At 73.5% G+C, this 25,035-nt stretch carries 26 protein-coding genes and 1 other RNA gene; 19 read left to right on the forward strand and 8 right to left on the reverse strand.

Going from position 1 to position 25,035, the window contains the following annotated elements:
- From tgmB to ABEB00_RS05705, 5 genes are all read left to right on the forward strand, one after another.
- Positions 1-960, forward strand: a complete 960-nt coding sequence (tgmB, locus tag ABEB00_RS05685; protein WP_345617792.1) for an ATP-grasp ribosomal peptide maturase — start codon at positions 1-3, stop codon at positions 958-960.
- Positions 957-2,120, forward strand: a complete 1,164-nt coding sequence (gene tgmC / locus ABEB00_RS05690) for an ATP-grasp peptide maturase system methyltransferase (RefSeq protein ID WP_345617793.1) — start codon at positions 957-959, stop codon at positions 2,118-2,120. The genes tgmB and tgmC overlap by 4 nt, the downstream gene beginning before the upstream one ends.
- Positions 2,121-2,137: 17 nt before the next feature.
- Positions 2,138-2,440: a DUF6087 family protein gene (locus tag ABEB00_RS05695; protein ID WP_345617794.1), complete on the forward strand. Its 303-nt coding sequence runs from the start codon at positions 2,138-2,140 to the stop codon at positions 2,438-2,440.
- 81 nt (positions 2,441-2,521) lie between these two features.
- Positions 2,522-2,695 carry a hypothetical protein gene (locus ABEB00_RS05700; RefSeq protein ID WP_345617795.1) on the forward strand — a complete coding sequence of 58 codons (174 nt, stop codon included), beginning with the start codon at positions 2,522-2,524 and terminating at the stop codon, positions 2,693-2,695.
- A gap of 108 nt (positions 2,696-2,803) precedes the next feature.
- Positions 2,804-3,103, forward strand: coding sequence for a hypothetical protein (locus ABEB00_RS05705; RefSeq protein WP_345617796.1), 300 nt, complete (start codon positions 2,804-2,806; stop codon positions 3,101-3,103).
- 242 nt (positions 3,104-3,345) lie between these two features.
- On the opposite strand, the gene rnpB is transcribed toward ABEB00_RS05705, so the two are convergent.
- Positions 3,346-3,758, reverse strand: an RNA gene (rnpB, locus tag ABEB00_RS05710) — RNase P RNA component class A.
- Positions 3,759-3,942: 184 nt separating this feature from the next.
- Here rnpB and yaaA point away from each other — a divergent pair.
- Together yaaA and eda are read left to right on the forward strand one after the other, a co-directional pair.
- Positions 3,943-4,725, forward strand: a complete 783-nt coding sequence (yaaA, locus tag ABEB00_RS05715) for a peroxide stress protein YaaA (RefSeq protein ID WP_345617797.1) — start codon at positions 3,943-3,945, stop codon at positions 4,723-4,725.
- Between the two features lie 72 nt (positions 4,726-4,797).
- Positions 4,798-5,469, forward strand: a complete 672-nt coding sequence (gene eda, locus ABEB00_RS05720) for a bifunctional 4-hydroxy-2-oxoglutarate aldolase/2-dehydro-3-deoxy-phosphogluconate aldolase (protein ID WP_345617798.1) — start codon at positions 4,798-4,800, stop codon at positions 5,467-5,469.
- On the opposite strand, the gene ABEB00_RS05725 is transcribed toward eda, so the two are convergent.
- The 3 genes from ABEB00_RS05725 to ABEB00_RS05735 are packed head-to-tail and all read right to left on the reverse strand — an operon-like array spanning position 5,444 to position 8,375.
- The gene (locus ABEB00_RS05725; RefSeq protein ID WP_345617799.1) at positions 5,444-6,733 is read right to left on the reverse strand and encodes a bifunctional RNase H/acid phosphatase; all 1,290 of its coding nucleotides are present in this window, start codon (positions 6,731-6,733) and stop codon (positions 5,444-5,446) included. The two genes, eda and ABEB00_RS05725, sit on opposite strands and share 26 nt — an antisense overlap.
- A gap of 11 nt (positions 6,734-6,744) precedes the next feature.
- Complete coding sequence (locus ABEB00_RS05730; protein ID WP_345617824.1) at positions 6,745-7,488, reverse strand: zinc ribbon domain-containing protein; 744 nt, start codon at positions 7,486-7,488, stop codon at positions 6,745-6,747.
- Positions 7,485-8,375: a Nif3-like dinuclear metal center hexameric protein gene (locus ABEB00_RS05735; protein WP_345617800.1), complete on the reverse strand. Its 891-nt coding sequence runs from the start codon at positions 8,373-8,375 to the stop codon at positions 7,485-7,487. Before ABEB00_RS05735 ends, ABEB00_RS05730 begins: the two co-directional genes overlap by 4 nt.
- A 189-nt stretch (positions 8,376-8,564) precedes the next feature.
- On the opposite strand from ABEB00_RS05735, the gene ABEB00_RS05740 reads away from it, so the two are divergent.
- Together ABEB00_RS05740 and ABEB00_RS05745 are read left to right on the forward strand one after the other, a co-directional pair.
- On the forward strand, positions 8,565-9,821 hold the full coding sequence (locus tag ABEB00_RS05740; protein ID WP_345617801.1) for a hypothetical protein: 1,257 nt from the start codon (positions 8,565-8,567) through the stop codon (positions 9,819-9,821).
- Between the two features lie 97 nt (positions 9,822-9,918).
- Positions 9,919-10,101, forward strand: coding sequence for a hypothetical protein (locus tag ABEB00_RS05745; RefSeq protein ID WP_345617802.1), 183 nt, complete (start codon positions 9,919-9,921; stop codon positions 10,099-10,101).
- A gap of 161 nt (positions 10,102-10,262) precedes the next feature.
- Here ABEB00_RS05745 and ABEB00_RS05750 read toward each other — a convergent pair whose 3' ends face one another.
- Complete coding sequence (locus ABEB00_RS05750) at positions 10,263-11,135, reverse strand: MaoC/PaaZ C-terminal domain-containing protein (protein ID WP_345617803.1); 873 nt, start codon at positions 11,133-11,135, stop codon at positions 10,263-10,265.
- Between the two features lie 315 nt (positions 11,136-11,450).
- On the opposite strand from ABEB00_RS05750, the gene ABEB00_RS05755 reads away from it, so the two are divergent.
- The 5 genes from ABEB00_RS05755 (at position 11,451) to ABEB00_RS05775 (ending at position 16,432) form a co-directional block, all read left to right on the forward strand.
- On the forward strand, positions 11,451-13,190 hold the full coding sequence (locus ABEB00_RS05755) for an MFS transporter (RefSeq protein ID WP_345617804.1): 1,740 nt from the start codon (positions 11,451-11,453) through the stop codon (positions 13,188-13,190).
- A 170-nt stretch (positions 13,191-13,360) separates the two neighbouring features.
- Positions 13,361-14,014: a class I SAM-dependent methyltransferase gene (locus tag ABEB00_RS05760; RefSeq protein WP_345617805.1), complete on the forward strand. Its 654-nt coding sequence runs from the start codon at positions 13,361-13,363 to the stop codon at positions 14,012-14,014.
- Between the two features lie 22 nt (positions 14,015-14,036).
- A complete protein-coding gene (locus ABEB00_RS05765; RefSeq protein ID WP_345617806.1) occupies positions 14,037-14,987 on the forward strand; it encodes an N-acetylmuramoyl-L-alanine amidase in 951 nt (316 codons plus the stop codon).
- A gap of 156 nt (positions 14,988-15,143) precedes the next feature.
- Positions 15,144-16,004, forward strand: coding sequence for a hypothetical protein (locus tag ABEB00_RS05770; RefSeq protein ID WP_345617807.1), 861 nt, complete (start codon positions 15,144-15,146; stop codon positions 16,002-16,004).
- Positions 16,005-16,144: 140 nt separating this feature from the next.
- Positions 16,145-16,432, forward strand: a complete 288-nt coding sequence (locus tag ABEB00_RS05775; RefSeq protein ID WP_345617808.1) for a hypothetical protein — start codon at positions 16,145-16,147, stop codon at positions 16,430-16,432.
- 22 nt (positions 16,433-16,454) lie between these two features.
- Here ABEB00_RS05775 and ABEB00_RS05780 read toward each other — a convergent pair whose 3' ends face one another.
- Genes ABEB00_RS05780 through ABEB00_RS05790 form a run of 3 tightly spaced genes read right to left on the reverse strand, consistent with a single transcriptional unit; the run spans position 16,455 to position 19,725 of the window.
- Entirely contained in the window at positions 16,455-17,525 is a 1,071-nt protein-coding gene (locus ABEB00_RS05780) for a prenyltransferase/squalene oxidase repeat-containing protein (protein WP_345617809.1), read from the reverse strand.
- Entirely contained in the window at positions 17,522-18,256 is a 735-nt protein-coding gene (locus ABEB00_RS05785) for a class I SAM-dependent methyltransferase (RefSeq protein ID WP_345617810.1), read from the reverse strand. Before ABEB00_RS05785 ends, ABEB00_RS05780 begins: the two co-directional genes overlap by 4 nt.
- Positions 18,250-19,725, reverse strand: coding sequence for a glycosyltransferase family 4 protein (locus ABEB00_RS05790; protein WP_345617811.1), 1,476 nt, complete (start codon positions 19,723-19,725; stop codon positions 18,250-18,252). The genes ABEB00_RS05785 and ABEB00_RS05790 overlap by 7 nt, the downstream gene beginning before the upstream one ends.
- 172 nt (positions 19,726-19,897) lie before the next feature.
- Here ABEB00_RS05790 and ABEB00_RS05795 point away from each other — a divergent pair, with 172 nt between their 5' ends.
- From ABEB00_RS05795 to ABEB00_RS05815, 5 genes are all read left to right on the forward strand, one after another.
- The gene (locus ABEB00_RS05795) at positions 19,898-20,575 is read left to right on the forward strand and encodes a TetR family transcriptional regulator (protein WP_345617812.1); all 678 of its coding nucleotides are present in this window, start codon (positions 19,898-19,900) and stop codon (positions 20,573-20,575) included.
- A gap of 425 nt (positions 20,576-21,000) precedes the next feature.
- Positions 21,001-22,314 carry an SCO2321 family membrane protein gene (locus tag ABEB00_RS05800; protein WP_345617813.1) on the forward strand — a complete coding sequence of 438 codons (1,314 nt, stop codon included), beginning with the start codon at positions 21,001-21,003 and terminating at the stop codon, positions 22,312-22,314.
- Positions 22,311-22,982, forward strand: a complete 672-nt coding sequence (locus ABEB00_RS05805; protein ID WP_345617814.1) for an SCO2322 family protein — start codon at positions 22,311-22,313, stop codon at positions 22,980-22,982. Before ABEB00_RS05800 ends, ABEB00_RS05805 begins: the two co-directional genes overlap by 4 nt.
- Entirely contained in the window at positions 22,972-24,201 is a 1,230-nt protein-coding gene (locus ABEB00_RS05810; RefSeq protein ID WP_345617815.1) for an energy-coupling factor transporter transmembrane component T, read from the forward strand. Before ABEB00_RS05805 ends, ABEB00_RS05810 begins: the two co-directional genes overlap by 11 nt.
- On the forward strand, positions 24,198-25,035 hold an 838-nt coding region (locus tag ABEB00_RS05815), incomplete at its 3' end, for an ABC transporter ATP-binding protein (RefSeq protein WP_345617816.1). The genes ABEB00_RS05810 and ABEB00_RS05815, both read left to right, overlap by 4 nt.

Raw genomic sequence — 25,035 nt, forward strand, 5'->3', positions numbered from 1 at the left:
ATGACCGAGGAGAGGCCGGTTCTGGTGGTCACCGAGGCGGACGACATCACCGCCGACATGGTGATCACCGAACTCAACCGGCGCAATGTGCCGGTGGTCCGGTTCAATCCCGCCGACATCGGTGAGGACCTCATGATCTCGGCTCGGTTCGGCACCTGCCCGGCCCCTGTGGTCGGGCAGGTGCGCACCCCGTCGAGAACCGCTGATGTGGCTCAAGTCCGATCGGTGTACTGGCGCCGCCCGGAATGGCCTGCGTTCCCCCACCTGTCCGCTGACGACTCACGATTCGCGGCGGCGCAGGTGCGCTACGGACTCGGTGGCACCCTCTACGCCTTGGGTGGCCCGCTCTGGGTCAACCACCCCCTGCGCATTGCCGCAGCCGACTACAAACCCGCTCAGCTCGTTCTCGCCCAGCAACTCGGCTTCACCATCCCGCCCACCCTTGTCACCAACGACCCGGACGAGGCCCGCGAGTTCGTCCACGCTCAGGGACAGGCGATCTCCAAGACGCTGCGATGGACCCCCTATACGCGCGACAACGTACCGGTGACCGGCTGGGCGGACCCGGTCACCGCCGCCGAGATCGACGACAGCGTCCGGGTCACCCCCCACTTGTTCCAGGCTCGTGTGGACAAGGTCGCCGATGTCCGCGTGCTGATCGCCGGTCGGCATACATTCGCCGTACGCATCGACTCCGACCTCCTGGACTGGCGCAAGGACTACAGCGCCCTGACCTACACCGTGGAGCACCTTCCCGACCGGGTGGCCAAGGGCCTGCATGCCTACCTGAACCGACTGGATCTGGTATCGGGGAGCTTCGACCTCGCGGTCGACCGCGTGGGGGACTACTGGTGGCTGGAACTGAATCCCAACGGACAGTGGGGATGGCTCGAGACCGAGACCGGCCTCCCGATGTCCGCTGCCTTCGCCGACCTACTCGCACAAGGAGACCGCCGATGACCGACCCGGCATCCGAGCGACGCCGCATGGCGACCGTGCTCATGAGCGAAGGTGTACTGAAATCCCCCTGGCTGCGTGCGTCCGTCGAGGTCGTCCCCCGTGAGCGGTTCCTCCGCCCGGGAGTCTTCCTGGACGAGGAGCGGACCTGGCGGCCCGTCACCGCCGCCGACACGGACCCGGATGAGTGGCTGAAGATCGCATACAGCGTCGACACCCTCACCACCCAGCTCGACGGCCACCTCACTGCCGACCAGGCCGACGAACCCGTCGTGGGTGTGCCCACGTCCTCCTCGACCGACCCGGCCACCGTCGTCGGCATGATCGAGACCCTGGACCTCGCGCCGGGCCACCGAGTCCTGGAGATCGGCACGGGCACCGGCTACTCCACTGCCCTGATGTGCCATTGCCTCGGCGAGGACAACGTCACCACGGTCGAGGTCGACGCACAAGTGGCGGCACGCGCCGATGCCGCTCTCGAAGCCGCCGGCTTCTCGACGTGGACGGTGACGGGCGACGGGATCCTCGGCCACCCGTACCGGGCACCGTACGATCGTGTCATCGCCACCTGCGCGGTCCGCCGCATCCCGTACACGTGGATCAAGCAGACTAGACCCGGAGGCGTCGTCCTCGGTACGGTCGGCTCGTGGCCGTGGGGAACCGGCCTCGGGAAACTGACCGTCGGCGATGACGGCACCGCCGAGGGCTCGATCGTCGGGCGCTCCTCCTTCATGCAGGCGCGGGCCCAGGCAGCGGCCCCCGTGGCTGGCGACCTCTCCGCCCGGACCGCGTACGCGGACAGTGAGCGGCACACTCAGGTGTCTCCTCTTGTCCTGGAGGAGTGGATGCCCGCCTTCCTCACACAGTTGGCGGCGCCCGGCGCTCAGTTCGTCCGCGCGACGGGCGGAGACGGTTCGCCCTTGCGGTACCTGTTCGATCCGGAGAGGGAGTCGTTCGCCGAGTTCCTCGTCGACGGCGAGAACTGGACCGTCCGCCAAGGCGGCCCAGTGGCCCTGTGGGACGACGTGGAACGTTCCCTCGTCGCCTGGCGGAACGCCGGGGCGCCGGAGATCGACTCCGTACGGCTCCGCGTGACGCCCGCGTCCCACCTGTACTGGGTCGACCAAGCCCCTTCCCTGCGGTGGGAACACCGGATCACGTGACCTACTACGCTCCGGCCATGGACGACGAACCGCTCGCAGAGTGGGCCGAGCGCCGGGACGCGAGGATCGGGCAGCTCCGTGCCGTGCCCCTCGTGACCGGCGACGGTCCGAGGGCATCGCATCTGAACCCCGATGCTCCCCGCGCGATCCAGCGGTGGAACGGCCATCTGTGGGAGCCGCACGGCTTCGCGGCGAACCTCGCGGAAGCAAGACTCCTCCTCTTTCCCCACACTGAGGCTGCCCCTCCCTCTGTCCCTGGGGCAACACCGAAGCTCGGCCCCGGGAGCGGCAGACATCGGAAGCCTACGACGCCCCGATAACTCGGCGGGAGAGTAGCGGCCCATGCCATACCGCTGAAATCTGCTCCTACCCGGTAGACCACCGACGGCACAATGACGCCCGTGAGCAACGACATATCCGATGACCCATGGGCCCAGCGGGTGTATCTGATGTGGCTGGCCCGCGACACTCGCTACGCTCTGGCCGCCCTGACTGCCCTGATCGCCTACGCGCAGAACACTCCGGTCCCGCCAGCCGCCTGGGTCTGCTTCGAGGACTTCCTCTCCTTCCTCTGAAAGGTTTCCCGAACTCTGTGGCCCACCCCTGGGAAGGTTCCGAACGGGACCGACAGGGGCTTGGAGTGGCGGACGAAGCGAGGTCCGTTTCTACGAAAGATCCTTGAGGTGAAGGACTCGTCCCCGCTGAAGGCCCGCGAAGTCCGTAACGGAAGTGAGCATTTCGACCAGCGCCTTGACGAGTGGATCGTCAGCCTGCCTCGCCCCACCGCCGAGGAGTGGCAGGCAGGCACCAAGCCCACGTTCCCGGCTTCTCCCATGCGCTTCATAAACGTAGCGGCAGGAACGATCCAAGTCGCCGGCGCGGACCTGGATCTGCGTTTCATGGCCGAGGAACCTCAGCGACTCCTGAGCAAGATCGAGGAGCGTGCCCGCGCAGAACCCTGGTGGCATTCGAGCCTGGCTTGACGAACAGAGTTCCACCGCCCCCGAGACCGCAATGGGAGACACCGAGGTGTAGACACATGGCGTGGAAGGCCCCCCCGGCCCAGCCGATTCCCATGCCAAGCCGCCCAGCGTGGCTACCTTCATGGCTACCTTCGTAGCGGTGAGGTCCGGTTTGAACCGGTACGAACAGGGGTGAGGCGACACTTACGATTCCGCGGAGAAAGGCCCCTGACCTGCGGTATCGAAGGTCACGGGCCTAAGGGCAGACGAGTCGGGCTGTACGCCGGGTTCTGTTCCCCGGGGTCCTCGCGGGCCCCGGGGCGACGGCCATCCATCTACGACCGGCGTTGCCGCCGGCCTCCAGCGGTCTACCCGCGGACTCGGGCGGGCAGCCCTCGAACGTCCGCGCAGAAGCGCCCCGTATCCCTACGGGTCCTTCCTTTTGACCTTGCTCCGGGTGGGGTTTACCTAGCTGCCCAGGTCGCCCTGGGCACTGGTGGTCTCTTACACCACCGTTTCACCCTTACCGGGGACCGAGGTCCCCGGCGGTCTGTTTTCTGTGGCACTGTCCCGCGGGTCACCCCGGGTGGCCGTTAGCCATCACCCTGCCCTGTGGAGCCCGGACGTTCCTCGGGAAGTCCCGTGAGGGACTCCACGCGGCCGCCCGCCCGGCTCGTCTGCCGTGTCGACCATGCTACCGGGCGCGCGCTCCGCCTCGGGCCCTCGCCAGCGGGCCGGACCGGGATCAGAGGAAGTCGACCAGAAGGTAAAGGGGGATCGTGGCCCACGAGTGCGGGCCGGGGGTGTCGGACGGACCGCCGTACCCTGTCCGGGGGCCGAACCGAATTCGAGGAGTACGCGTGCTTGTCCTGTTGCCGCCGTCCGAGGGGAAGGCGTCGTCCGGGGCCGGGGTCCCCTTGAAGCCGGAGTCCTTGTCGTTGCCGGGGCTGGCCGGCGCTCGTGCCGCCGTGCTCGACGAGCTGGTCGAGTTGTGTGCCGGGGACGAGGAGAAGGCGCGTGAGGTGCTCGGGCTGAGTGAGGGGCTGCGAGGCGAGGTGGCCAAGAACGCCGGGCTGCGTACGTCGGGGGCGCGGCCGGCCGGGGAGATCTACACCGGTGTGCTGTACGACGCCCTGGACCTCGGTTCGCTCGGCGCGGACGCCAAGCGGCGGGCCGGCCGTGAGCTGCTGGTCTTCTCCGGGTTGTGGGGTGCGGTCCGGGTGACGGACCGGATTCCGTCGTACCGCTGCTCGATGGGGGTGAGGCTGCCCGGCCTCGGGGCGCTGGCCGGGCACTGGCGGGCGCCGATGGCCGAGGTGCTGCCGGAGGCGGCCGGGGACGGGCTGGTGCTGGACCTGCGGTCGGCGGCGTACGCGGCGGCCTGGAAGCCCAAGGGCGAGGTGGCGGCGCGCACGGCGACGGTACGGGTGCTGCACGCGCCGACCCGCAAGGTGGTCAGCCACTTCAACAAGGCGACGAAGGGGCGGATCGTACGGAGTCTGCTGGCGGAAGGGGTCTCGCCCGCCGGTCCCGCCGCGCTGGTGGAGGCGTTGCGGGACCTCGGTCACGAGGTGGAGGCCGAGGCGCCCGCGAAGGCCGGGCGGCCGTGGTCGCTGGACGTGCTGGTGAGCGCCGTTCACTGACCGGACGGACAGTGCGTTGCAGCTAGCGCAACGGGCTTTGCGCATGGTGCTTCTCGCGGGCACGATGTGGCCATGACCTCTGCGCTGCCCGCCTCCGCCTCCGTCCCCGCCCCGGCCTCCGTGCTGGACCTCGCGCCCGTCGTGCCCGTCGTGGTGATCGAGGACGCCGCCGACGCCGTACCGCTCGCACGGGCGCTGGTCGCGGGCGGGCTGCCCGCGATCGAGGTCACGCTGCGTACGCCCGCCGCGCTCGACGCGATCCGGGCGATCGCGGCCGAGGTGCCGGGGGCCGTGGTGGGCGCGGGGACCCTGCTGACGCCGGCGCAGGTGGCGGAGGTCGTGGCGGCCGGGGCGCGGTTCCTGGTCAGCCCGGGGTGGACGGACGTACTGCTGGCGGCGATGCGGGCGTCCGGGGTGCCGTTCCTGCCGGGGGTGTCGACCACCTCGGAGGTGGTGGCGCTGCTGGAGCGCGGGGTGCGGGAGATGAAGTTCTTCCCGGCCGAGGCCGCGGGCGGCACCGCGTATCTCAAGGCGCTCGCCTCGCCGCTGCCGCAGGCCCGTTTCTGCCCGACCGGCGGTATCGGCGCGGCCTCGGCGCCGGAGTACCTCGCGCTGCCCAACGTCGGTTGCGTGGGCGGCAGTTGGATGCTGCCGAAGGACGCGGTCGACGCCCGGGACTGGGGCCGGGTGGCGGCGCTGGCCCGTGCGGCCGCCGCGCTCAGCGCAGGTGCGACGTCTCGTTGAAGAGTCTGACGCTGGCGCCGCCGTCGGCGTAGTACGCCACCGCGGAGAGCGAGGCCGCCGACAGCTCCATGCGGAACAGCGACTCGGGCGGGGCGCCGAGGGCGAGCTGGACGAAGGTCTTGATCGGCGTGACGTGCGAGACCAGCAGGACGGTGCGGCCGGCGTAGGCCGTGACCAGCCTGTCGCGGGTGGCGGCGATCCTGGCGCCGGTCGCCGCGAAGCTCTCGCCGCCGCCGGTGGGTTCGGCGTCGGGGGAGGCGAGCCAGGCGTCCAGGTCCTGCGGGTACCGCTCGCGGACCTCGCCGAAGGTGAGACCCTCCCAGGCCCCGAAGTCGGTCTCGCGCAGACCCTCGTCCACGGTGACGTCCAGGCCGAGGCGGGCGGCGACGATCCGGGCGGTCTCCCGGGTGCGGGCGAGGGGCGAGGCCACGATCGCCTCAATCCCCTGAGTTCCCTGAGTTCCCTGGCTTCCCTGGCTTCCCTGGATCGGCCCGAACGCCTGGCCGGTGGCGCGTCGGGCGAGGCTCTCGGCGACCCGCTCGGCCTGGTCCCGGCCGACCGCCGACAGCGCGGGGTCGCCGCCGCCACTGCCCGAGAACCGCTTCTGCGGCGTCAGGGGCGTCTCCCCGTGCCGCAGCAGTACGAAGGTGGCGGGGGCGCTCATGTCGGGCGGGCCCCAGCCGGGGGCGGCCACGGTCGTCGCGGCCCGCGTGTCGGAGTCGGGTGCGGTGCCACCGGGCTCCCTGTGCGCCTGCGCGCGCTCCCCGGCGGCCGGAGCACCCACCGCTCCCCCGGTCCGCCGTGCGCCCCCCGCGTCCAGTTCCGCCGTCGACGCCGACGCCGACCACCGCTCGCCGCGCGCGCCCGCGTCCATCGCCTCGTTGGCGAGCCGGTCGGCGTGCTTGTTCTCGGCGCGCGGGATCCACTCGTAGGTCACCCGGCCCGGCGGGAAGACCCGCCCCGCCTCGGCCGCCAGCGGCTTCATGTCGGGGTGCTTGATCTTCCAGCGGCCCGACATCTGCTCCACGACGAGCTTGGAGTCCATCCGGACGTGGACCGACGCCCGCGGGTCCAGGGCGTGCGCGGCCCGCAGGCCGGCCAGCAGGCCCCGGTACTCGGCGACGTTGTTGGTGACCACACCGAGGTACTCGGCGGCCTCGGCGAGGGTCTCCCCCGTGGCCGGGTCCAGCACCACCGCTCCGTAGCCCGCGGGCCCCGGGTTGCCCCGCGACCCGCCGTCGGCCTCGACCACGAACTCCCGCACCGCCCGCGCCCCTACAGGCCGGAGTCGGCGGTGCGCACCAGGATGCGGCGGCAGTTCTCGCACCGCACCACCGTGTCCGGCGCCGCCGCGCGGATCTCGTTGATGTCGGTGATCGCCAGTTCCTGGCGGCAGCCCTGGCAGGTGCGCTGGTACAGCTTGGCCGCGCCGACGCCGCCCTGCTGCCCGCGCAGCTTGTCGTAGAGCCCCAGCAGGTCCGCGGGGACCGAGCCGGCCACGACCTCGCGCTGCTTGGTCGCCGAGGCCGCCTCGGTGTCGATCTCCTCGAACGCGGCGTCCCGGCGGCCGGTCGCGTCGTCGATCTTCGCCTGCACCGAGGAGACCCGCTCGGTCAGCTCGGCGACCCGCTCCTGCGCGGACTCCCGGCGCTCCATGACCTCCAGGACGACGTCCTCCAGGTCACCCTGGCGCTTGGCGAGGGAGACGATCTCGCGCTGGAGGTTCTCCAGGTCCTTGGACGAGGTGACGGCACCGGAGTCCAGGCGCTGCTGGTCACGGGCGGCGCGCTGGCGCACCTGGTCCACGTCCCGCTCGGCCTTGGTCTGCTCGCGGGCGCAGTCGCTCTCCTCGGTCTGCGCGGCCACGAGCAGGTCGCGGAGCTGAGCGGCGTCCTTGCCCAGCGACTCCAGCTCGGCGTGCTCGGGCAGTGACTCACGCTTGTACTCAAGCTGCTGGAGGCGGGCGTCGAGGTCCTGGACGTCGAGGAGACGGATCTGGTCGGCGGGCGCGGCGTTCAGTTGGGGGCTCCTGCTGTGGGTTCGAAGGACGCCGCGTGGGCGGTCCAGGGGTCGGTGACCGTCTTGGAGACGTGGACGCGCAGGTCCCATCCGTGCCGGTCGGAGATCTCGTCGAGCTGTGTCGCGGCCAGCTCGCACCAGGGCCATTCGGTGGCCCAGTGCGCGGCGTCGAGCAGGGCGAGGGGAGGGAGGGAGGTGAGGGGGGCGGGGGCGGTCGTGGGGGCGCGGCCGGCGACGAACTCGGAGACCGGGTGGTGGCGCAGGTCCGCGGTGAGGAAGGCGTCGACGCCGGCCGCCCGTACCTGGTCGAAGAGGCTGTCGCCGGAGCCGCCGCTGACGGCGACCGTGCGGACGACCGCGTCGGGGTCGCCGGCGACCCGGATGCCCTGCGCGGTGGCGGGCAGCCGCTCGGCGGCGCGGGCGGCCAGTTCACGGACGGTCAGCGGGTGGTCCAGGGCGCAGATCCGGCCCAGGCCGCGGCGGCCGGCCGGGTCGCCCGGGTCCGGCACGAGGGGCCCGGTGACCCGCAGGTCCAGCGCGCCGGCGAGCGCGTCGGAGACGCCCGGGTCGGCGGAGTCGGCGTTGGTGTGGGCGACGTGCAGCGCGATGTCGTGCTTGATCAGCGTGTGCACGACGCGGCCCTTGACGGTGGAGGCGGCGACCGTGGTCGTGCCCCGCAGATACAGGGGGTGGTGGGTGACCAGCAGGTCGGCGCCCAGCTTCACCGCCTCGTCGACGATCCCCTGGACCGGGTCCACGGCGAACAGGACGCGGGAGACCTCCTGTTCGGGGTCGCCCACGACCGTGCCGACCGCGTCCCAGGACTCGGCCCGCTCGGCCGGCCACAGGTTCTCCAGCGCGGCGATGACTTCTGACAGACGGGGCACGCAGGCAAGGCTACCTGCCTGTTCTGCGGCGCAGTACCGCGACCGCCGACCCGGTTCCCGGTCAGCACGGCCACCTCGGTTTCCTCAGGAGAATCGTTCCTGAGCCATCCGTTCGTGTGAAGGGGACGGCCGACGGTGCCACGTCTGTGCGGGCGAAAACTAGCGTTCGTCGCCGGAGGTGACCGAACGATGACAGCCTGTGCGATCGAGCCTTCGGCGGACCACGGTCCCGGCCCCGGACACAGACACGGACACGGACACAAAGACGGACACGGATACGGGTCCGGGTCCGGGTCCGACGGGAGCGGGGGGCCGCGGGCGGGGTGTGCGATCACCGCGGACGGCGCCTACGCGGCGCGCCTCGCGGGCCGGGGCGACGCCCGGTACCCGGAGCGCTGGACGCTGGACGGCCACGAGCCGTACGCGGTGCCGCTGCCCGGCAACCAGCCGGAGGCGCCGGGCAGCGAGGTCCAGCCGATGGGTGACGGACGGGTCCTGCTGCACCGCCGGGTGGCCGGCCGGCACGTCTTCACGCTGCTGTACCCGACCGGCACCGGTACCGGTGAGGTGCCGCTGGGCGCGGTGCGCTGCCGGGACGAGCGGACCCGGCTGCGGCTGCTGCCGCCGGCGCCGGGCGGCGAGCGGGCCTACGCGCTCGCGGTCGGCCCGCGGTCGACGGCCGTGTGGCTGGTGGCCGGGGGCGCCCTCGGGCCCGAGCGGGTGGCGGAGGTGCCCGGCCGCTGCTCGGGCGGGGTGTGGCTGGACCGGACGGGCCGGATACTGGCGGTGGACCGCGAGTCCGACGGGTGCACGAAGACGGTCGTGGTGGACCTGGAACGGGACGGCGAGGTGTCGCCGCTGCTCCAGATCACCGACAGGAGCGACGACCGGCTGCTGCTGGCCGATCCGGACAGCGGGCTGCTGCTGATCCGCTCCGACGCGCCCCGGGCCGGTGCGGGACGGCTGGGCTGGGGGGTGCTGGGCAGCATGCTGCCGGTGCGCTTCCCGGAGTGCCTGCGGCTGCCGGAGTACGCCGTGACGCCGTTCGCGATCCAGCCGGGGCAGGTGCTGACGCCGGAGCGGTGCGCGGTCGCGCTGCGGGTGGACGGCGCGGGCGGGAGCTGGGTCGGGGTGTGGTGGCCCACCGAGCGGCGGGTGCACCACCTCGCGGCACCGCGAGGCTGGCTCACGGGCAGCGGGCTGTGGACACCGGAGGGCGAGCTGCGGCTGCCGTACGCCACGGCGGAGCGGCCCTGCGCCGTGGCCGCGCTGACCGCGGCGGAGGCGGTCGGCGGGGACGGCCCGGCGGGCCCGGCACGGACGGCGCGCGCGCCGGGGACGGAGAGGACGGAGACGACGGCGACGGAGTCGCGGGCCGGGGCGGCCGCCGCGTCCCGTCCGGTTCCGCTGCAACAGGCACCGCTGGCCCGGCTGGTAACGAAGTAGTGCCGGTTGGCGTGGCCGTCTGGATTCGCCCCGAGGGGCGCCGGATAGACTCCTTCGGCTGTAAGAAAGATCATGTTGACGGGGTGAATTCCTTCTGATGAACGACGCCAGCACGAACCAGTCGATGGGGGCCCGGGGCACCGGCGCCGACGTTCAGGCGGGGGCCATGGCCGACGGCGGCCGCGGTCGTCACCGGGGTCCGGTGACGCAGCGGGATGGCGAGACGGCCCCGCAGGGCCGCCACCGCAAGCCGGCCCAGGGCTCCGGGACCGCCGCCTGACGGCACACTCCCGCCCGGAAGGCCCCGCCCGTCAGCAGCACCGAGGGGCGGGGCCTTCCTCGCCCCTCTCCGCTCATGGCTCATGGCTCATGGCTCATGGCTCATGGCTCATGGCTCATGGCTCATCGTTCCTCTGAACGGCCGTGACCCGGGCCGGCGGGTCAGACGTACCCGACGACCGTGTCGGCGAGGACCGGCGCGTCGTCCCGTTCGACCGCGCTCACACCCACCCGCACCACACCCCCGCTCCCGGCCACGTCCTCCCGCCACATCCGTATCCGCAGCGTCTCCCCCGGGTACGCCACCCCGGCGAAGCGCGTGCGGTAGTCGCGGACGCGGGTGACCTCGCCGTCGAGCAGGGTGTCGGTGACCGCCTTGAGGGCGATGCCGTAGGTGCACAGCCCGTGCAGGACGGGCCGGTCGAAACCGGCCCGCGCCGCGAAGCCGGGGTCGGCGTGGAGCGGGTTGAGGTCCCCGGAGAGGCGGTAGAGCAGCGCCTGGTCCTCCCTCACCCGCCGCTCCACCACCGCCACCGGCTCCCCGGCGGGCGGCGCCGCCTTCCCCGACGGCCCACGCTCACCACCCCACCCGCCCGCTCCCCGTACGTAGATCCGCGCGTCGCCGGTCCACAGCGGCCCGTCGGCGTCCGCCGCCTCGGTCCTGACGACCAGGACCGCCGCCTTCCCCTTGTCGTACACGGCGACGGTGCGGGAGGAGGTGGTCGCGGCGCCGCTCACCGGGACCGGCCGGTGCAGCCGGAGGCGCTGCCCGCCGTGCAGGACGCGGGCTAGGTCGACGTCGACGCCGGGCAGGGACAGTCCGGCGATCACCCCGGGCTCGCCGGCCCCGGCGACGGTGGCGAAGCTCGGCAGGACGTGCAGCCGGGACTCCAGGGTGTAGCGCAGTTCACGGGGGTCGGTGGCGGGGACACCGGCGCCGATGCCCAGGTGGTAGAGCTGGACGTCCTTGGGCCCCCAGGCGATCTCGCCGGTCCGGGGTGCGGCGGCGAGCGCCGCGGCTGCGTCGATGGGCATGGCCGTCCCGATCCTCCTGGCTGTCTTCCGACTTCCCTTTGGCTTCCCGTCGGCTTCCTTCCCGCCCGGTCCGCCCAGGACAGTGGTCCTGAGTCCATCCTGAGTCCCGACGGCTTCCGTACGAGCGGCTCGGGGCGCGGGTCCGGCCCGCACTTCGTCAAGAGACGGTCAAGAAATACTTAGGGGCACGAAGCAACGGAATAGTCGCCCTGGCATACGAGGTTCAGACAGCACACATCCCGCACGCAAGCGCACCCGCATGACGTGACGTACGTGACGTATCCACTGAACTCCCCGGCCCGGAGGCCACACTCCATGACCCACACGACGATCGACGAACCCACCCGGAAGGCGAGCGGAGCCGTGGTCCCGGTGCTCGCCTTCGCGGGCATCGTCGTCGCGGTGATGCAGACCCTGCTCGTCCCGGTCATCAAGGACCTGCCCCAGCTTCTGCAGACCTCTCCCTCCAACGCCACCTGGGTGCTGACCTCGACCCTGCTCTCGGGAGCCGTGGCCACGCCGATCATGGGCCGCCTCGGCGACCTGTACGGCAAGCGCCGCATGCTGATCCTCAGCCTGTCCGTGATGGTGGTCGGCGCGCTGGTCAGCGCGTTCACCGACGCGCTGCTCCCGATGATCGTCGGCCGCGCGCTCCAGGGCTTCGCGATGGGCGCGATACCCCTCGGCATCGGCCTGATGCGCGACATGCTCCCGCGGGAACGCCTCGGCTCGGCGATGGCGCTGATGAGTTCCTCGATCGGCGTCGGCGGCGGCCTCGCGCTGCCCGCCGCGGCGCTCGTGGCGCAGCACGCCGACTGGCACGCCCTGTTCTACGGCGCCGCCGGTCTCGGCGTCCTCGCCATCGTCCTCACCCTCCTCGTCGTACCCGAGTCGCCGCTGCGCGCCCAGGGCACCTTCGACCTCCCGGGCGCGCTCGGCCTCTCCGTCGGCCTGGTCCTCTTCCTGCTGCCGATCACCAAGGGCAGCGACTGGGGCTGGTCGTCCGGCACCACCCTCGGCCTCTTCGCCGCCGCCCTCCTGGTGCTGGTCCTGTGGGGCCTGATGGAGCTGCGCCTGAAGGCGCCCCTGGTGGACCTGCGCACCACCGCCCGGCGCGAGGTGCTCCTCACCAACCTCGCCTCGATCATGGTCGGCGTCTCCTTCTACGTCGTCTCCCTCGTCCTGCCCCAGCTCCTCCAGCTCCCGTCCGCGACCGGCTACGGCCTCGGCCAGTCGATGGTCGTCGCGGGGCTGTGCGTCGCCCCGCTGGGTCTGACGATGATGTTCACCGCGCCGGTGTACGCCCGTCTGTCGGCCCGGTACGGCCCGCGCACGACGCTGATCATCGGCCTGCTCGTGATCGGGGCCGGCTACGGCGGCGGCCTCGGCCTGATGAGCGCCGCCTGGCAGACCATCGTCACCTCGGTGGTGCTCGGCGCCGGCATCGGCCTCGCCTACTCCTCGCTGCCCGCGCTGATCGTCGGCGCGGTGCCGGCCTCGGAGACGGGCTCGGCCAACGGCCTCAACACCCTGGCGCGGTCGATCGGCACCTCGGTGTCGAGCGCGGTCGTCGGCATGGTGCTGGCCAACACGGCCGACGACGTCGGCGGTACGGCCGTCCCCACCATGCGGGGCTTCCACGTGTCGTTCCTGATCGCGACGGGTGCGGTCGTCGCCGGTCTGGTCTTCGCCTTCTTCCTCCCCCGGCGCCGTCCCTCGGCCCACACGCAACTGCGGGCGAGCAGCGAGGAGGACGCCAACCTGGCCCGCGCCGAGGAGGCGCTGCGCGGCTTCCGCGGCCGGGTGCTGGCCGCCGACGGCGCGCCGGTCGGCCGCGCCAAGGTCACCCTGATCGACCGGCACGGGCGCCAGGCGGGGGCCACGCTCTCCGCCGGGGACGGCAGCTACCGCCTTCCCGTCCCCGCCGAGGGCGCGTACGTACTGGCCGCGCGCGCCGCCGGGCACGGGCCGCTGGCCCACTCCGCCTCGCACGCGGGCGACGAGCGTCCGGTCGACCTGGACCTCTCCCTGCCGGGCGAACCGGTCACCGCCTGACCCCGTCCCGTCCCGTCCCGTCCCTCCGTCCTCCGTCCTCCGTCCTCCGTCAGGACCCGCGTTCACCGCACCCCCTGCCGCCCGCCGCGGCGGGGGGTGCGGCAGCATGGTCGCCCGCACCACCGAGCACCACCCAGTACCGCCGGCCGAGCAGCACCGAGAGGAAACCCATGTCCGCGGCAGCACCCTCGCCCGAGATCCTGGCCGCCTTCGAGGCGGCGAAGGGGTTCATGCCCACCGACGAGGGGCTGGCGCTGTACGCGGCGGCGATGGCGGCCGGCGGGCTCGGACTGCCGCTGCTGGAGGTCGGCACGTACTGCGGACGCTCCACGCTGCTGCTCGCCGACGCGGCCCGCCGGGCCCAGGTCACCGCGGTCACCGTCGATCACCACCGCGGCAGCGAGGAGCAGCAGCCCGGCTGGGACTACCACGACCCGGAGACGGTCGACCCCGAACTCGGCGTGATGGACACCCTCCCCACCTTCCGCCGCACCCTGCGCCGGGCGGGCCTGGAGGAGCACGTGGTGGCGGTCGTCGGCCGCTCCCCCCAGGTGGCGGCCGTGTGGAACTCCCCCCTCGGCCTGGTCTTCGTCGACGGCGGCCACACCGACGAGCACGCGAACGCCGACTACGAGGGCTGGGCCCCGCACGTCGCCGAGGGCGGCCTGCTGGTGATCCACGACGTCTTCCCGGACCCGGTGGACGAGTTCACCGGACAGGCGCCGTACCGCGTCCACCGCAGAGCCCTGGCGTCCGGAGCGTTCACCGAGGTCTCGGCGACCGGTTCCCTGCGCGTCCTGCGGCGAACGGGAGCGGGGGCCTGAGGGCGCGGTTAGAGTCGCAGACGTGTCGTACACAGGTCCGGGCTTCGAACCGTCCCCGCCCCGCCGCTTCCCGCCGCGCCGCCCGCTGACCGTGGCGCTGACCGCGCTCGTGCCGGGCGCGCTGCTCGGCTGGGGGGTGTACGCGGCGGTCGGCGGACCTGACGACGGCGGCGGCGGTACCGACCGGACGGCCGCGTCGGCGTCGGCGTCCCCGTCCCCCCGGTCTCCCCAGTCCCCTTCCCCCCGCCGGTCCTCCGGTGCCGACGGCAAGCAGCCCTCCGGGGCCCCCGGCGCCGCCGGTCCCCTGAAGGGGAAGGTCGTCGTCGTGGACCCGGGGCACAACCCCGCCAACTTCCGGCACCCGACCGAGATCAACCGCAAGGTGGACATCGGTACGAACTGGAAGGAGTGCGACACGACGGGTACCGCCACCAACGACGGTCACACCGAGGCGGAGTTCACCCTGGACGTCGCGCACCGGCTGCGCACGCTGCTCCAGGAGCAGGGCGCCACGGTGAAGCTGACGCAGGACGGCGACCGTGACTGGGGTCCCTGTGTGGACGAGCGCGCCCGGATCGGCAACGAGGCGCACGCCGACGCGGCGATCTCGATCCACGCCGACGGCTCGGAGGCCGGCAACCGCGGCTTCCACGTGATCATGCCGGGCGCGGTGCACCAGGGCGCCGCGGACACCCGGAACATCGTGGACCCCTCGCACGACCTCGGCGTACGCGTCGCGGGGAACTTCGCGCGCGCCACCGGCAGTCCGCCCGCCAACTACCTGGGCGAGGGCACCGGTCTCGTCACGCGCACGGACCTGGGCGGTCTCAATCTGTCAACGGTTCCGAAGGTGTTCCTGGAATGCGGGAACATGCGCGATAGCAAGGACGCGGCGCTGCTGACCAGTGGCGCCTGGCGGCAGCAGGCGGCGCAAGGGATCTCTGAGGGAATCGTGAGTTTCCTGCGCGGGTAGCGGTCGGCGTGCTGACCTCTGCGGACACGTGATCGTACGGACGATAGGGTCGTCCGTACGATGAGGGTCATCCCCGCGCTCCCACCAGGACCCCCCAGGGCGGCCCGGTGCAGCGACGCCTCTACCGACGACGAGACGACCTGAGAAGGACCTGAAGTGAATATCCGCTCCCTCACTCGAGGCGACGGCGTGGTGATCGGAGCAGCGGTATTGCTGTTCATCGCGTCGTTCCTCGGCCTCTACTCGATCGACGGCGCTCCGGACAGCGTCGACCTGCCCAACCTGTGGGGCAGTGGGCCGGTCGTGCTCGGGGTAGTCCTGGCGGGCATCATCGGCGCCGCGCTCGTCGTCGTGTCCCGCGGACTGCCGCAGCCGCGCAAGGTCGCGGGCCTCGACCTCGGCCAGTTCGGCATCGCGTTCGCGGTCTTCGCGGCGTGGAGCGCGCTCGGCAACGTCTTCGACCCGGCGGGCGGTGCCGACAACATCGGCGGCGCGTCCGACAGCGGTCCCGACGCCGGCACGGGCCTGATCCTCGCGCTGATCGCCACGGTCGTCATGGCCGCCGCGGCCATCGCCACACCCCTCGTCCCGGCCCTCAAGGCCGCCCTCCTGCCGGCCCCCCGCCCCGCCCAGCCGCAGCCCTACGGCGGTCAGCCGCAGGGTGGTTACGGCTACCCGGGCGCACAGCAGCAGCCGCCGTCGTACGGGGGTCAGCCGCAGTCCGGTCAGCAGGCCGCGCCCTACCCGGGTCAGGTCCAGGGCCAGCCGCAGCAGGGGGAGCAGCGGTCGCAGCCCCAGCCGGCGCACGGTGGCGGCGGGGAGTTCTCGCCGTTCTGGTTCGCCGTGCCGGTGCCGCGTCCGCTCTTCGCGGAGGACGGTTCGCCCACGCCGATCGCGGAACTCGCGCCGGGCACCTGGTACCTGGCGGTCGAGCAGCGGGGTCCCGGTCTGGTCGCCCAGACGCAGGACGGCCGCCGCGGCGTGCTCCAGGACACCTCGGGCATCCAGCGCGGCTGACGCCCCGCGGCCCTTCGCCGACGGCCCCCTCCCTCTCCGGGCGGGGGCCGTCGCCGTACCCGCCACCTGCCCCGGAGCAACTCCCTTGCGGGCCAAGGAAGCAGACGTTTCAAACAGGCTTTCGGGGCCAGACGGTGTCCATGTCTCGCTCTCGTGGTTCCAACTCCGCCGGGACGGCCGTCGCGGTGATCGCGGACATCATGGCCGTCATACTCGGACTGTGGATATTGATGTACCTGCTGGACGCCAACCGGGCCAATGACCTGGTGCAGATCGTCCATGACACGGCCGCCTGGCTGGCCGGCTGGTCGCGCGACCTGTTCACCTTCGATGAGGCGTGGGCGCGGGTCGTGGCGGGCTACGGTCTCGCCGCCGTCGTCTACCTCTTCATCGGCCACGCCATCGCCAACCGCCTTCACCGGCACTGACGCCGGTCCGGTACCGGACGCTTCAGGCGCAGCAGTCCGTGTCGAGGCCGGTGGGGAGGTGGTCGCCGCCGAAGACCTGGCAGGTGGCCTCGTGGCCGCCGAGCGCGGCGACGGCCAGCAGCAGGGAGCCGGCCGTCCAGGTGGTCAGCTCCAGTGGCCAGACCGCCTTGTCCTCGTAGACGTAGCCCGTCCAGTACAGGCCGCTGTCGGCGTCCCGCAGGTGCTGGATGGACTGGAGTATCTCCAGCGCGCGGTCGGACTCGCCCCTCGCCCAGAGCGCGAGGGCGAGTTCGGCCGACTCGCCGCCGGTGACCCACGGGTTGGGCACCACGCAGCGCACGCCGAGGCCGGGGACGACGAAGCGGTCCCAGCCCTCCTCCAGGCGTGTCTTGGCCGCCGCGTCGGTCAGCGCGCCGCCCAGGACGGGGTAGTACCAGTCCATCGAGTAGCGGTCCTTGTCGAGGAACCGTTCGGGGTGGCGGCGGATGGCGTGGCGCAGCGTGCCCACGGCCAGTTCCCAGTCCGGCTGCGGCTCCTCGCGCTGCTCGGCGATGGCCAGCGCGCAGCGCAGCGCGTGGTGGATGGAGGAACTGCCGGTCAGCAGCGCGTCCGTGGCGGCCGTGCCGTCGTCGTCGCGCCGCCAGCCGATCTGCCCGCCGGGCCGCTGCAGCCGCAGTACCCACTCGATCGCCGCGTACACGGTGGGCCACATGCGGTCCAGGAACGCGTCGTCGCCGGTGGAGAGGTGGTGGTGCCAGGCGCCCACGGCCACATAGGCGACGAAGTTGGTCTCGCGCCCGGTGTCGGTGACGTCGTCGGCGGCGCCGTCGGCGTAGGCGGCGTACCAGGAGCCGTCGGGGTTCTGGTGCCGGGCCAGCCAGTCGTAGGCCCGTTCGGCGGCCTCGTGCTCACCGGCCGCGTCCAGCGCCATCGCCGCCTCGACATGGTCCCAGGGGTCGAGGTGGTGGCCGCGGAACCAGGGGATCGCCCCGTCCTCGCGCTGCACGGCGAGGATGCCGCGCACGGTCGCCGCGGCCTCGTCCTCGGTCAGGACTCCGGGCAGGACCAGGTGTTCCGTCCGGGGTGTCGTCACGCGGCGCCCACCGGCGGCAGGTGCGGCTTGGTGGCGTAGGCCACGAAGCTCTTGCCGATCAGCGGGTTCAGTGCCTGCTCGGCGACGCGTGTCGCGAGCGGCTTCTTCATGATGTCCCAGACCAGCAGCTTGTGGTACGCCCGGACCGGCAGCGCCTTGTCGTTGTCGACGCCGAACGCGCACTTCAGCCACCAGTACGGCGAGTGCAGCGCGTGCGCGTGGTGGGAGCCGTAGGGGCGCAGGCCGGCCTCGCGTATCTTGCCGAGCAGTTCGTCGGCGCGGTAGATGCGGATGTGGCCGCCCTCGACCTCGTGGTAGGCGTCGGAGAGCGACCAGCAGACCTTCTCGGGGCCGTAGCGCGGCACGGTGATCGCGATCCGGCCGCCGGGCTTGAGGACCCGCACCATCTCGGCGAGGACGCCCTTGTCGTCGGGGATGTGCTCCATCACCTCGGAGATGATGACGACGTCGAAGGACTCGTCAGGGAAGGGCAGCGCGAGCGCGTCGCCCTCCATCGCGGTGGCGGTGGCGCCCTCGGGGGCCTCGCCCTCCTCCTTCATCGCCGCGAACCACTTGGCGACCTCGCGGATCTCCTCGGCGTTCTGGTCCAGGGCGACGACCCGCGCGCCGCGCCGGTAGCACTCGAAGGCGTGCCGGCCGGCGCCGCAGCCCAGGTCCAGGACGCGGTCGCCCGGGGCGAGCGGGAACCGGGAGAAGTCGACGGTCAGCACGTGGCCCTGCTTTCGTGTTCTTCCGGGGCCGCGGGGCGGCCGGGGCGGTGGGGCGGCCGAGGCTGGGGGCCGCCGGGGCGCGGCGTGGTGGTGCGGCGGGTCTCCCGGTCGGCGGCGGTGCGGGCGATGGCCTCGCGGTAGCGGGCCACCGTGCCCTCGGCGGCCCGTGCCCAGGTGAAGTGGCGCAGTACGCGCTCGCGTCCGGCCGCGCCGAGCCGCGCGCGCAGCGCCTCGTCGCCGAGCAGCCGCTTCAGTCCGGCGGCCAGCGCGCCCGCGTCGCCCGGCCGGACGGCCAGGCAGGTCTCGCCGTCGGCGCCCGCCACCTCGGGGATGGCGCCGCCGGTGGTGGCGAGCAGCGGGGTGCCGGTCGCCATGGCCTCCGCGGCCGGCAGCGAGAACCCCTCGTAGAGGGAGGGCACGCAGGCGACCTGCGCGGAGCGGACCAGGTCGACCAGTTCGGCGTCGGAGATCCCCTTGACGAACTCGACGGCGCCGCCCAGCCCGTACCGCTCGATCGCCTGCGCGACGGGGCCCTCGGCGGGCCGCCTGCCGACGACGACGAGGTGCGCGTCGGGGTGCTCGGTGCGCGTCTTGGCCAGCGCCTCGACGAGGTGGACCAGGCCCTTGAGGGGGACGTCCGCGCTGGAGGTGGTCACGATCCGGCCCGGCACCTTCGCCACCGCCGGGTCGGGTCTGAACAGGTCGGTGTCGGCGCCGATGTGGACGACGTGGACCCGGTCCGCGCGGACGCCGAGGTCGGCGATGATCTCCTGCCGGGAGGTGCCGGAGACGGTGAGCACGGTGGGCAGCCGGCGGGCGACGCGCTTCTGCATGCGGGTGAAGGCGTACCAGCGGCGCACGGAGTACCGGCGCTGCCAGGTCTCGGCGGCGGCCAGCTCCAGCCGCCGGTCGACGGTGATGGGGTGGTGGACGGTGGTGACCAGCGGGGCACCGACGTCGCCGAGGAGCCCGTAGCCGAGCGTCTGGTTGTCGTGGACGACGTCGAAGTCGCCGCGGCGGGCGCGCAGATGGCGGCGGGCGCGCAGCGAGAACGTCAGCGGCTCGGGGAAGCCGCCGGTCCACATGGTGGCGACCTCCAGCGCGTCGACCCAGTCCCGGTACTCGTCGCGTTTCGGGGTGCGGAAGGGGTCGGGCTGGCGGTACAGGTCGAGGCTGGGCAGCTCGGTGAGGCGCGGGGGGTCGGTGTGGCGCGGGGGGTCGGTGTGGCGCGGGGGGTCGGTCGCGGGGGTGCCGTCGAGGACGTCGAGGACGGGGTAGGGCTGGGCGCCGATGACCTCCACCCGGTGTCCCAGGCGGGCCAGTTCGCGGGAGAGGTGGCGGACGTAGACGCCCTGGCCGCCGCAGAACGGGTTGCCCTTGTAGGTGAGGAGTGCGATGCGCAGTGGTTGTTCCTCAGCGCCGGCGGCGAGTTCCCGGCCGGGACCCGTCCGGCTGGCCTCAGCGGTCACTCCGGGCCCCCTTCTGCCTGCATGGTCCCGCGAGAGTACGCCGGGACGCTAATCTAGAACAAGTTTCAGACTTGATCGTCAGAGCTTTGAATCTACCGGCCGGTAGGGCCGCTGTGACCCGTGGACCAGGTGATTCACACCACGGCGGCCGACGTGGAACAAGGTGGTCGATGTGACCAAGGTGACCGGGGCAGAGCGGGCGGACCGGGCGGAGCGGGCGGGCAGGGCGGAGCGGCCCGGCAGGGCGGACACGGCGGCCGCCGTCGACGCGCGGCCCGCGGCCCTTCCCCTCACCGAGCGGCAGGAGGCACGCCGCCGCCGCATCCTGGACGCGAGCACCCGGCTGGCCGGCGGCGGCGGGTTCGACGCGGTGCAGATGCGGGAGGTCGCCGAGGTCTCCGGGGTGGCGCTGGGCACCCTGTACCGCTACTTCCCGTCCAAGATCCATCTGCTGGTCGCGATGATGCAGGACCAGTTGGAGGAGTTGCACGGCACACTGCGCCGGGACCCGCCGGGGGGCGGGACGCCGGCCCAGCGGGTGACAAGGACCCTGATGCGGGCCTTCCGCGCGCTGCAGCGCGAGCCGTTGCTGGCCGACGCGATGGTCCGGGCGCTGATCTTCGCCGACCGCGGGGTCTCGGCCGAGGTCGACCGGGTCTCCCGGCGGACCACGGCGATCATCCTGGACGCGACCGGTCTGGCCGACCCCACCCCGGCGCAGCTCTCCGCGGTCCGGGTCATCGAGCACACCTGGCACTCGGCGCTGATCACCTGGCTCTCGGGGCGCGCCTCCATCGCCCGGGTCCGCGCCGACATCGAGACGGCGTGCCGGCTGATCGACCTGACGTGAGCGACGGCGGCCGGGGGTTCCGTGGCGACGGCGGCGGGTTCCGTACCGACGGCGGCGGGTTCCGTACCAGCGGCGGCGGGTTCCGTACCGGCGGCCGAGGGTTCCGTACCGGCGGCCGCCATCCGCCCCGTACCGGCGCCCCCGGCGTCCCCGGCGCCCGCCACTTATGGCGGCCCTACAGCCGGGTAAAGTAGCCGGGTCGTATCACGCCCGTACGGGGGAAGCCGGTGCAATTCCGGCGCTGACCCGCAACCGTGAGCCGTCCGGTCTCCCCGGCACGGCGCAGCCGGATCGCCCGGACGGGGCCGTGACCGGCTCACGTGCCCGGCGCCGCCGGTGCACGGCACCGTCGAGGCACACGGAGCCGAGCCGCCCGGGGGTGCCCCGTGCTGTCCGGCCCGCACAGGGAAAGGCACCCGCCGCTCATGAACGTCCGTCGCCGTAGCGCCGCGGTCCTGGCCTCCATAGCCGTGGTCGGCGCCGCCGCCGCACCCGCGGTCGCCGCCGGTCCGTCCCCTTCAGCGTCCCCGTCCCCGTCCACGCCCGCCGCCCTGTACGGCACCGCCGATCCCACCTACGACGGCGTCTGGCGCCAGTCCCTCGCGCTGCTCGCCCAGCACACGGCGGGCGTGATCCCGGCCCCGGCGGCCCTGGACTGGCTGACCGGGCAGCAGTGCGACGACGGTTCCTTCGCGCCCTACCGCGCCGACACCGCCGCGCCCTGCGACGCCAAGACCCCCGTCGACACCAACAACACCGCCGCGGCGGTGCAGGCCCTGGCCGCCCTCGGCGGGCGTGGCGACGTCGTCGAGGACGCGCTGGACTGGCTGAAGTCGGTGCAGAACAAGGACGGGGGCTGGGGGTACACCCCCGGCGGCCCGAGCGACGCCAACTCCACCGCCGTCGTGATCGGCGCCTTCACGGCCACCGAGACCGACCCCGCGAAGATCCTCAAGGGCGGGAATTCGCCCTACGACGCCCTGCTGACCTTCGCCCTGCCCTGCGACGGCGAGAACGGCAAGGACGGCGGAACCGGCGACACCACCGGCACCACCGGCACCACCGGCACCAAGGACGCGGGCGCCTTCGCCTTCCAGCCGGACAAGGGCGGCAAGCTCGTCGCCAACGCGGACGCCACCGCCGCCGCGGTCCTCGGCGCCCTCGGCAAGGGGCTGGCCGCCGACGCGGGCAAGGCGTCGGACGCCACCTGCGCGGCCGACCCGACGCCGGAGCAGGCCGCCGCGGGCGGCGCCGCCCATCTCGCGGCGGCCGTCGCGAAGGACGGCCACCTCACCTCCGCCCTCGCCGGTGCCGAGGACCAGCCCGACTACGGCAACACCGCCGACGCGGTCGTCGCGCTCGCCGCGCAGGGCGGGGCCGGGCAGGCGGCGAAGCCGCTGGCCTGGCTGGAGAAGAACGCCGGGGCGTGGGCGGAGCAGGGCGGGCCCGCCGCCTACGCCCAGCTCATCTTCGCCGCGCACGCCACCGGCACCGACCCCCGCGACTTCGGCGGCACCGACCTGGTGGAGGGCCTGAACTCGACGGGACCGAGCCCGCACGGCGGCTCGGTCACGACGACCTCGGTCCCCGCCGACGACTCCGACGCCGACGCCGACTCCGACTCCGGCGAGAAGGACGGCTCCGGCTTCGGCGTCTGGTGGTTCGTCGGCGTCTGCCTGGTCTTCGGCATCGGCATCGGTTTCCTGATCAGCTCACGCGCCCGGAAGCGGCGGCCGTGATCCGCCGCGCCGCCCTCCTGGCACTGGCCGCGCTGCTGTCGGCGGTGGCCGGCGCGGGGCAGGCGCAGGCCGCCGGTTACCGCTACTGGTCGTTCTGGGACCACGCCGGCGACCGCTGGACGTACGCCACCCAGGGGCCCTCCACCGCCCGCCCCGCCGACGGCGACGTACAGGGGTTCCGCTTCTCGGTGAGCGAGGACTCCGATGCCGCGGCCGCCCGGCCGCGCGGCGCGGCGGGGTTCGGCGACATCTGCGCGAAGACGCCCGCGCGGGACGGCGCCAAGCGGGTGGCGCTCGTGCTCGACTTCGGCACCGCCGCCGACGCCCCCTCCGGCGAGACCCCGCCCGGCCTCCGCACGGCCTGCGCCCGCGTCTCCCCCGACGCCACCACGGCCGAGGCCCTGGCCTCGGTCGCCAAGCCCCTGCGCTACGGCTCCGACGCCCTGCTCTGCGCCATCGCGGGCTACCCGGCGACGGGCTGCGGCGAACAGGTGGCAGAGGGCGACGGGGGCGGGGACGGGGAGGCTGAGGCGCAGGCGAAAGCGGAGGCGAAGGCGCAGGGTGACGACGGCGGTCCCTCGGTCGGCCTCTTCGCGGGCGTCGGCGTGGTCGCGGCCGTGGGCGCGGCGGCGGTGTGGCAGGCGAGGCGGCGCGGGAATGGCGCGTAGCGCGGCCGGTGCGGGGCCGCGGGGCGCGGTCCGTGTCCGGGCGGGCGCGGCGGGCGTCCGGGCCCTCGGTGGCCGTCCCCGTCCGCCGCTGCACCCCGGGGCCTGGTGGCTGTGGGCGCTCGGTCTGGGCACCGCCGCCACCCGCACCACCAACCCGCTGCTCCTCGCCCTGCTGCTGGCCGTCTCGGCGTACGTCGTCACCGCGCGCCGCCCGCACGCCCCGTGGGCCCGCTCCTACGGCGCCTTCGTCAAGCTCGCCCTGGCCGTGCTCGTCGTCCGGCTCGTCTTCGCCGTCGTGCTGGGCTCCCCCGTCCCCGGTACGCGCGTGCTGCTCACGCTGCCCGAAGTCCCGTTGCCCGACTGGGCGCAGGGCATCCGCCTCGGCGGCCGGGTCACCGCCGAGGCACTCGTCTTCGCTCTGTACGACGGTCTGAAGCTGGCCACCCTGCTGGTCTGCGTGGGCGCCGCCAACGCCCTGGCGAACCCGTCCCGGCTGCTGAAAGCACTGCCCGGCGCCCTGTACGAGGCCGGTGTCGCCGTCGTCGTGGCGCTCACCTTCGCCCCGCACCTCATCGCGGACGTCCAGCGTCTGCGGGCCGCGCGCCGGCTGCGCGGCCGTCCCGACCGGGGCATCCGCGGGCTGCTGCACGTGGGCCTGCCGGTGCTGGAGGGCGCCCTGGAGCGCTCCGTCGCCCTGGCCGCCGCGATGGACTCGCGCGGCTACGGCCGTACCGCCGAGGTCCCCGCCGCCGTGCGCCGCACCACCGGCGCCCTCACGCTGGGCGGTCTGCTCGGCGTCTGCGCGGGCACGTACGGGCTGCTGACCGCCGCGGGCGGCACGTACGGGCTGCCGGTGCTGCTGGCCGGGCTGGTGGCCGCGGTGGGCGGGCTGCTGCTCGGCGGGCGCCGGTCGCCGCGTACCCGCTACCGGCCGGACCGGTGGGACGTCCGTGCCGTGCTGGTCGCCGGGTCGGGCGCGGCGGTCGCGGCGCTGCTCGCGCTGGCCTCGGTCCGCGACCCGGCCGCGCTGCACCCCGGTGTCGTCCCGCTCACCGCCCCCGCCCTGCCGCTGTGGCCGGCGGCGGCCTGCCTGCTCGGCCTGCTGCCCGCCTTCGCCACCCCGGCGCCCGAAGGGCCGTCCGTCACCCCCACATCCCAAGGGCCGTCCGCGTCCGAGGGGCCGTCCGCCTCCCGTGCGCCCGTCGAGGAGCCGTCGTGATCCGCTTCGAGAACGTCTCCGTCACCTACGACGGGGCGGCCGGGCCCGCCGTGCGCGGGGTGGACTTCGAGGTCCCCGAGGGGGAACTCGTCCTGCTGGCCGGCCCCTCGGGGGTCGGCAAGTCGACCGTGCTGGGCGCGGTCGGCGGGCTCGTGCCGCACTTCACCGGCGGCACGCTGAGCGGCCGGGTCACCGTCGCGGGCCGGGACACCCGTACCCACAAGCCGCGGGAACTGGCCGACGTGGTCGGCACGGTGGGCCAGGACCCGCTGTCGCACTTCGTGACGGACACCGTCGAGGACGAACTCGCCTACGGCATGGAGTCGCTGGGTGTCGCGCCGGACGTGATGCGGCGCCGGGTGGAGGAGACCCTCGACCTGCTGGGGCTGGCCCCGCTGCGCGACCGGCCGATCGCCACGCTCTCCGGCGGCCAGCGGCAGCGCGTCGCGATCGGCTCGGTGCTCACCGCCCACCCCGAGGTGCTGGTCCTCGACGAACCGACCTCCGCGCTGGACCCGGCCGCCGCCGAGGAGGTCCTCGCCGTCCTCCAGCGCCTCGTCCACGACCTCGGCACCACCGTGCTGCTGGCCGAGCACCGGCTGGAGCGGGTGGTGCAGTACGCCGACCGGATCGTGCTGCTGCCGGGGCCGGGGGCGGCGCCCGTGGTCGGCACCCCGGCCGAGGTGATGGCCGTGTCCCCGGTGTTCCCGCCGGTGGTGGGGCTGGGGCGGCTGGCGGGCTGGTCGCCGCTGCCGCTGACGGTCCGCGACGCCCGGCGGCGGGCCGGGCCGCTGCGGGAGCGCCTCGCCGGGCGGCCCGCCCCGCGGCCCGCCC

It is taken from the genome of Streptomyces ziwulingensis (assembly GCF_039542605.1).
Lineage (GTDB): Bacteria > Actinomycetota > Actinomycetes > Streptomycetales > Streptomycetaceae > Streptomyces > Streptomyces ziwulingensis.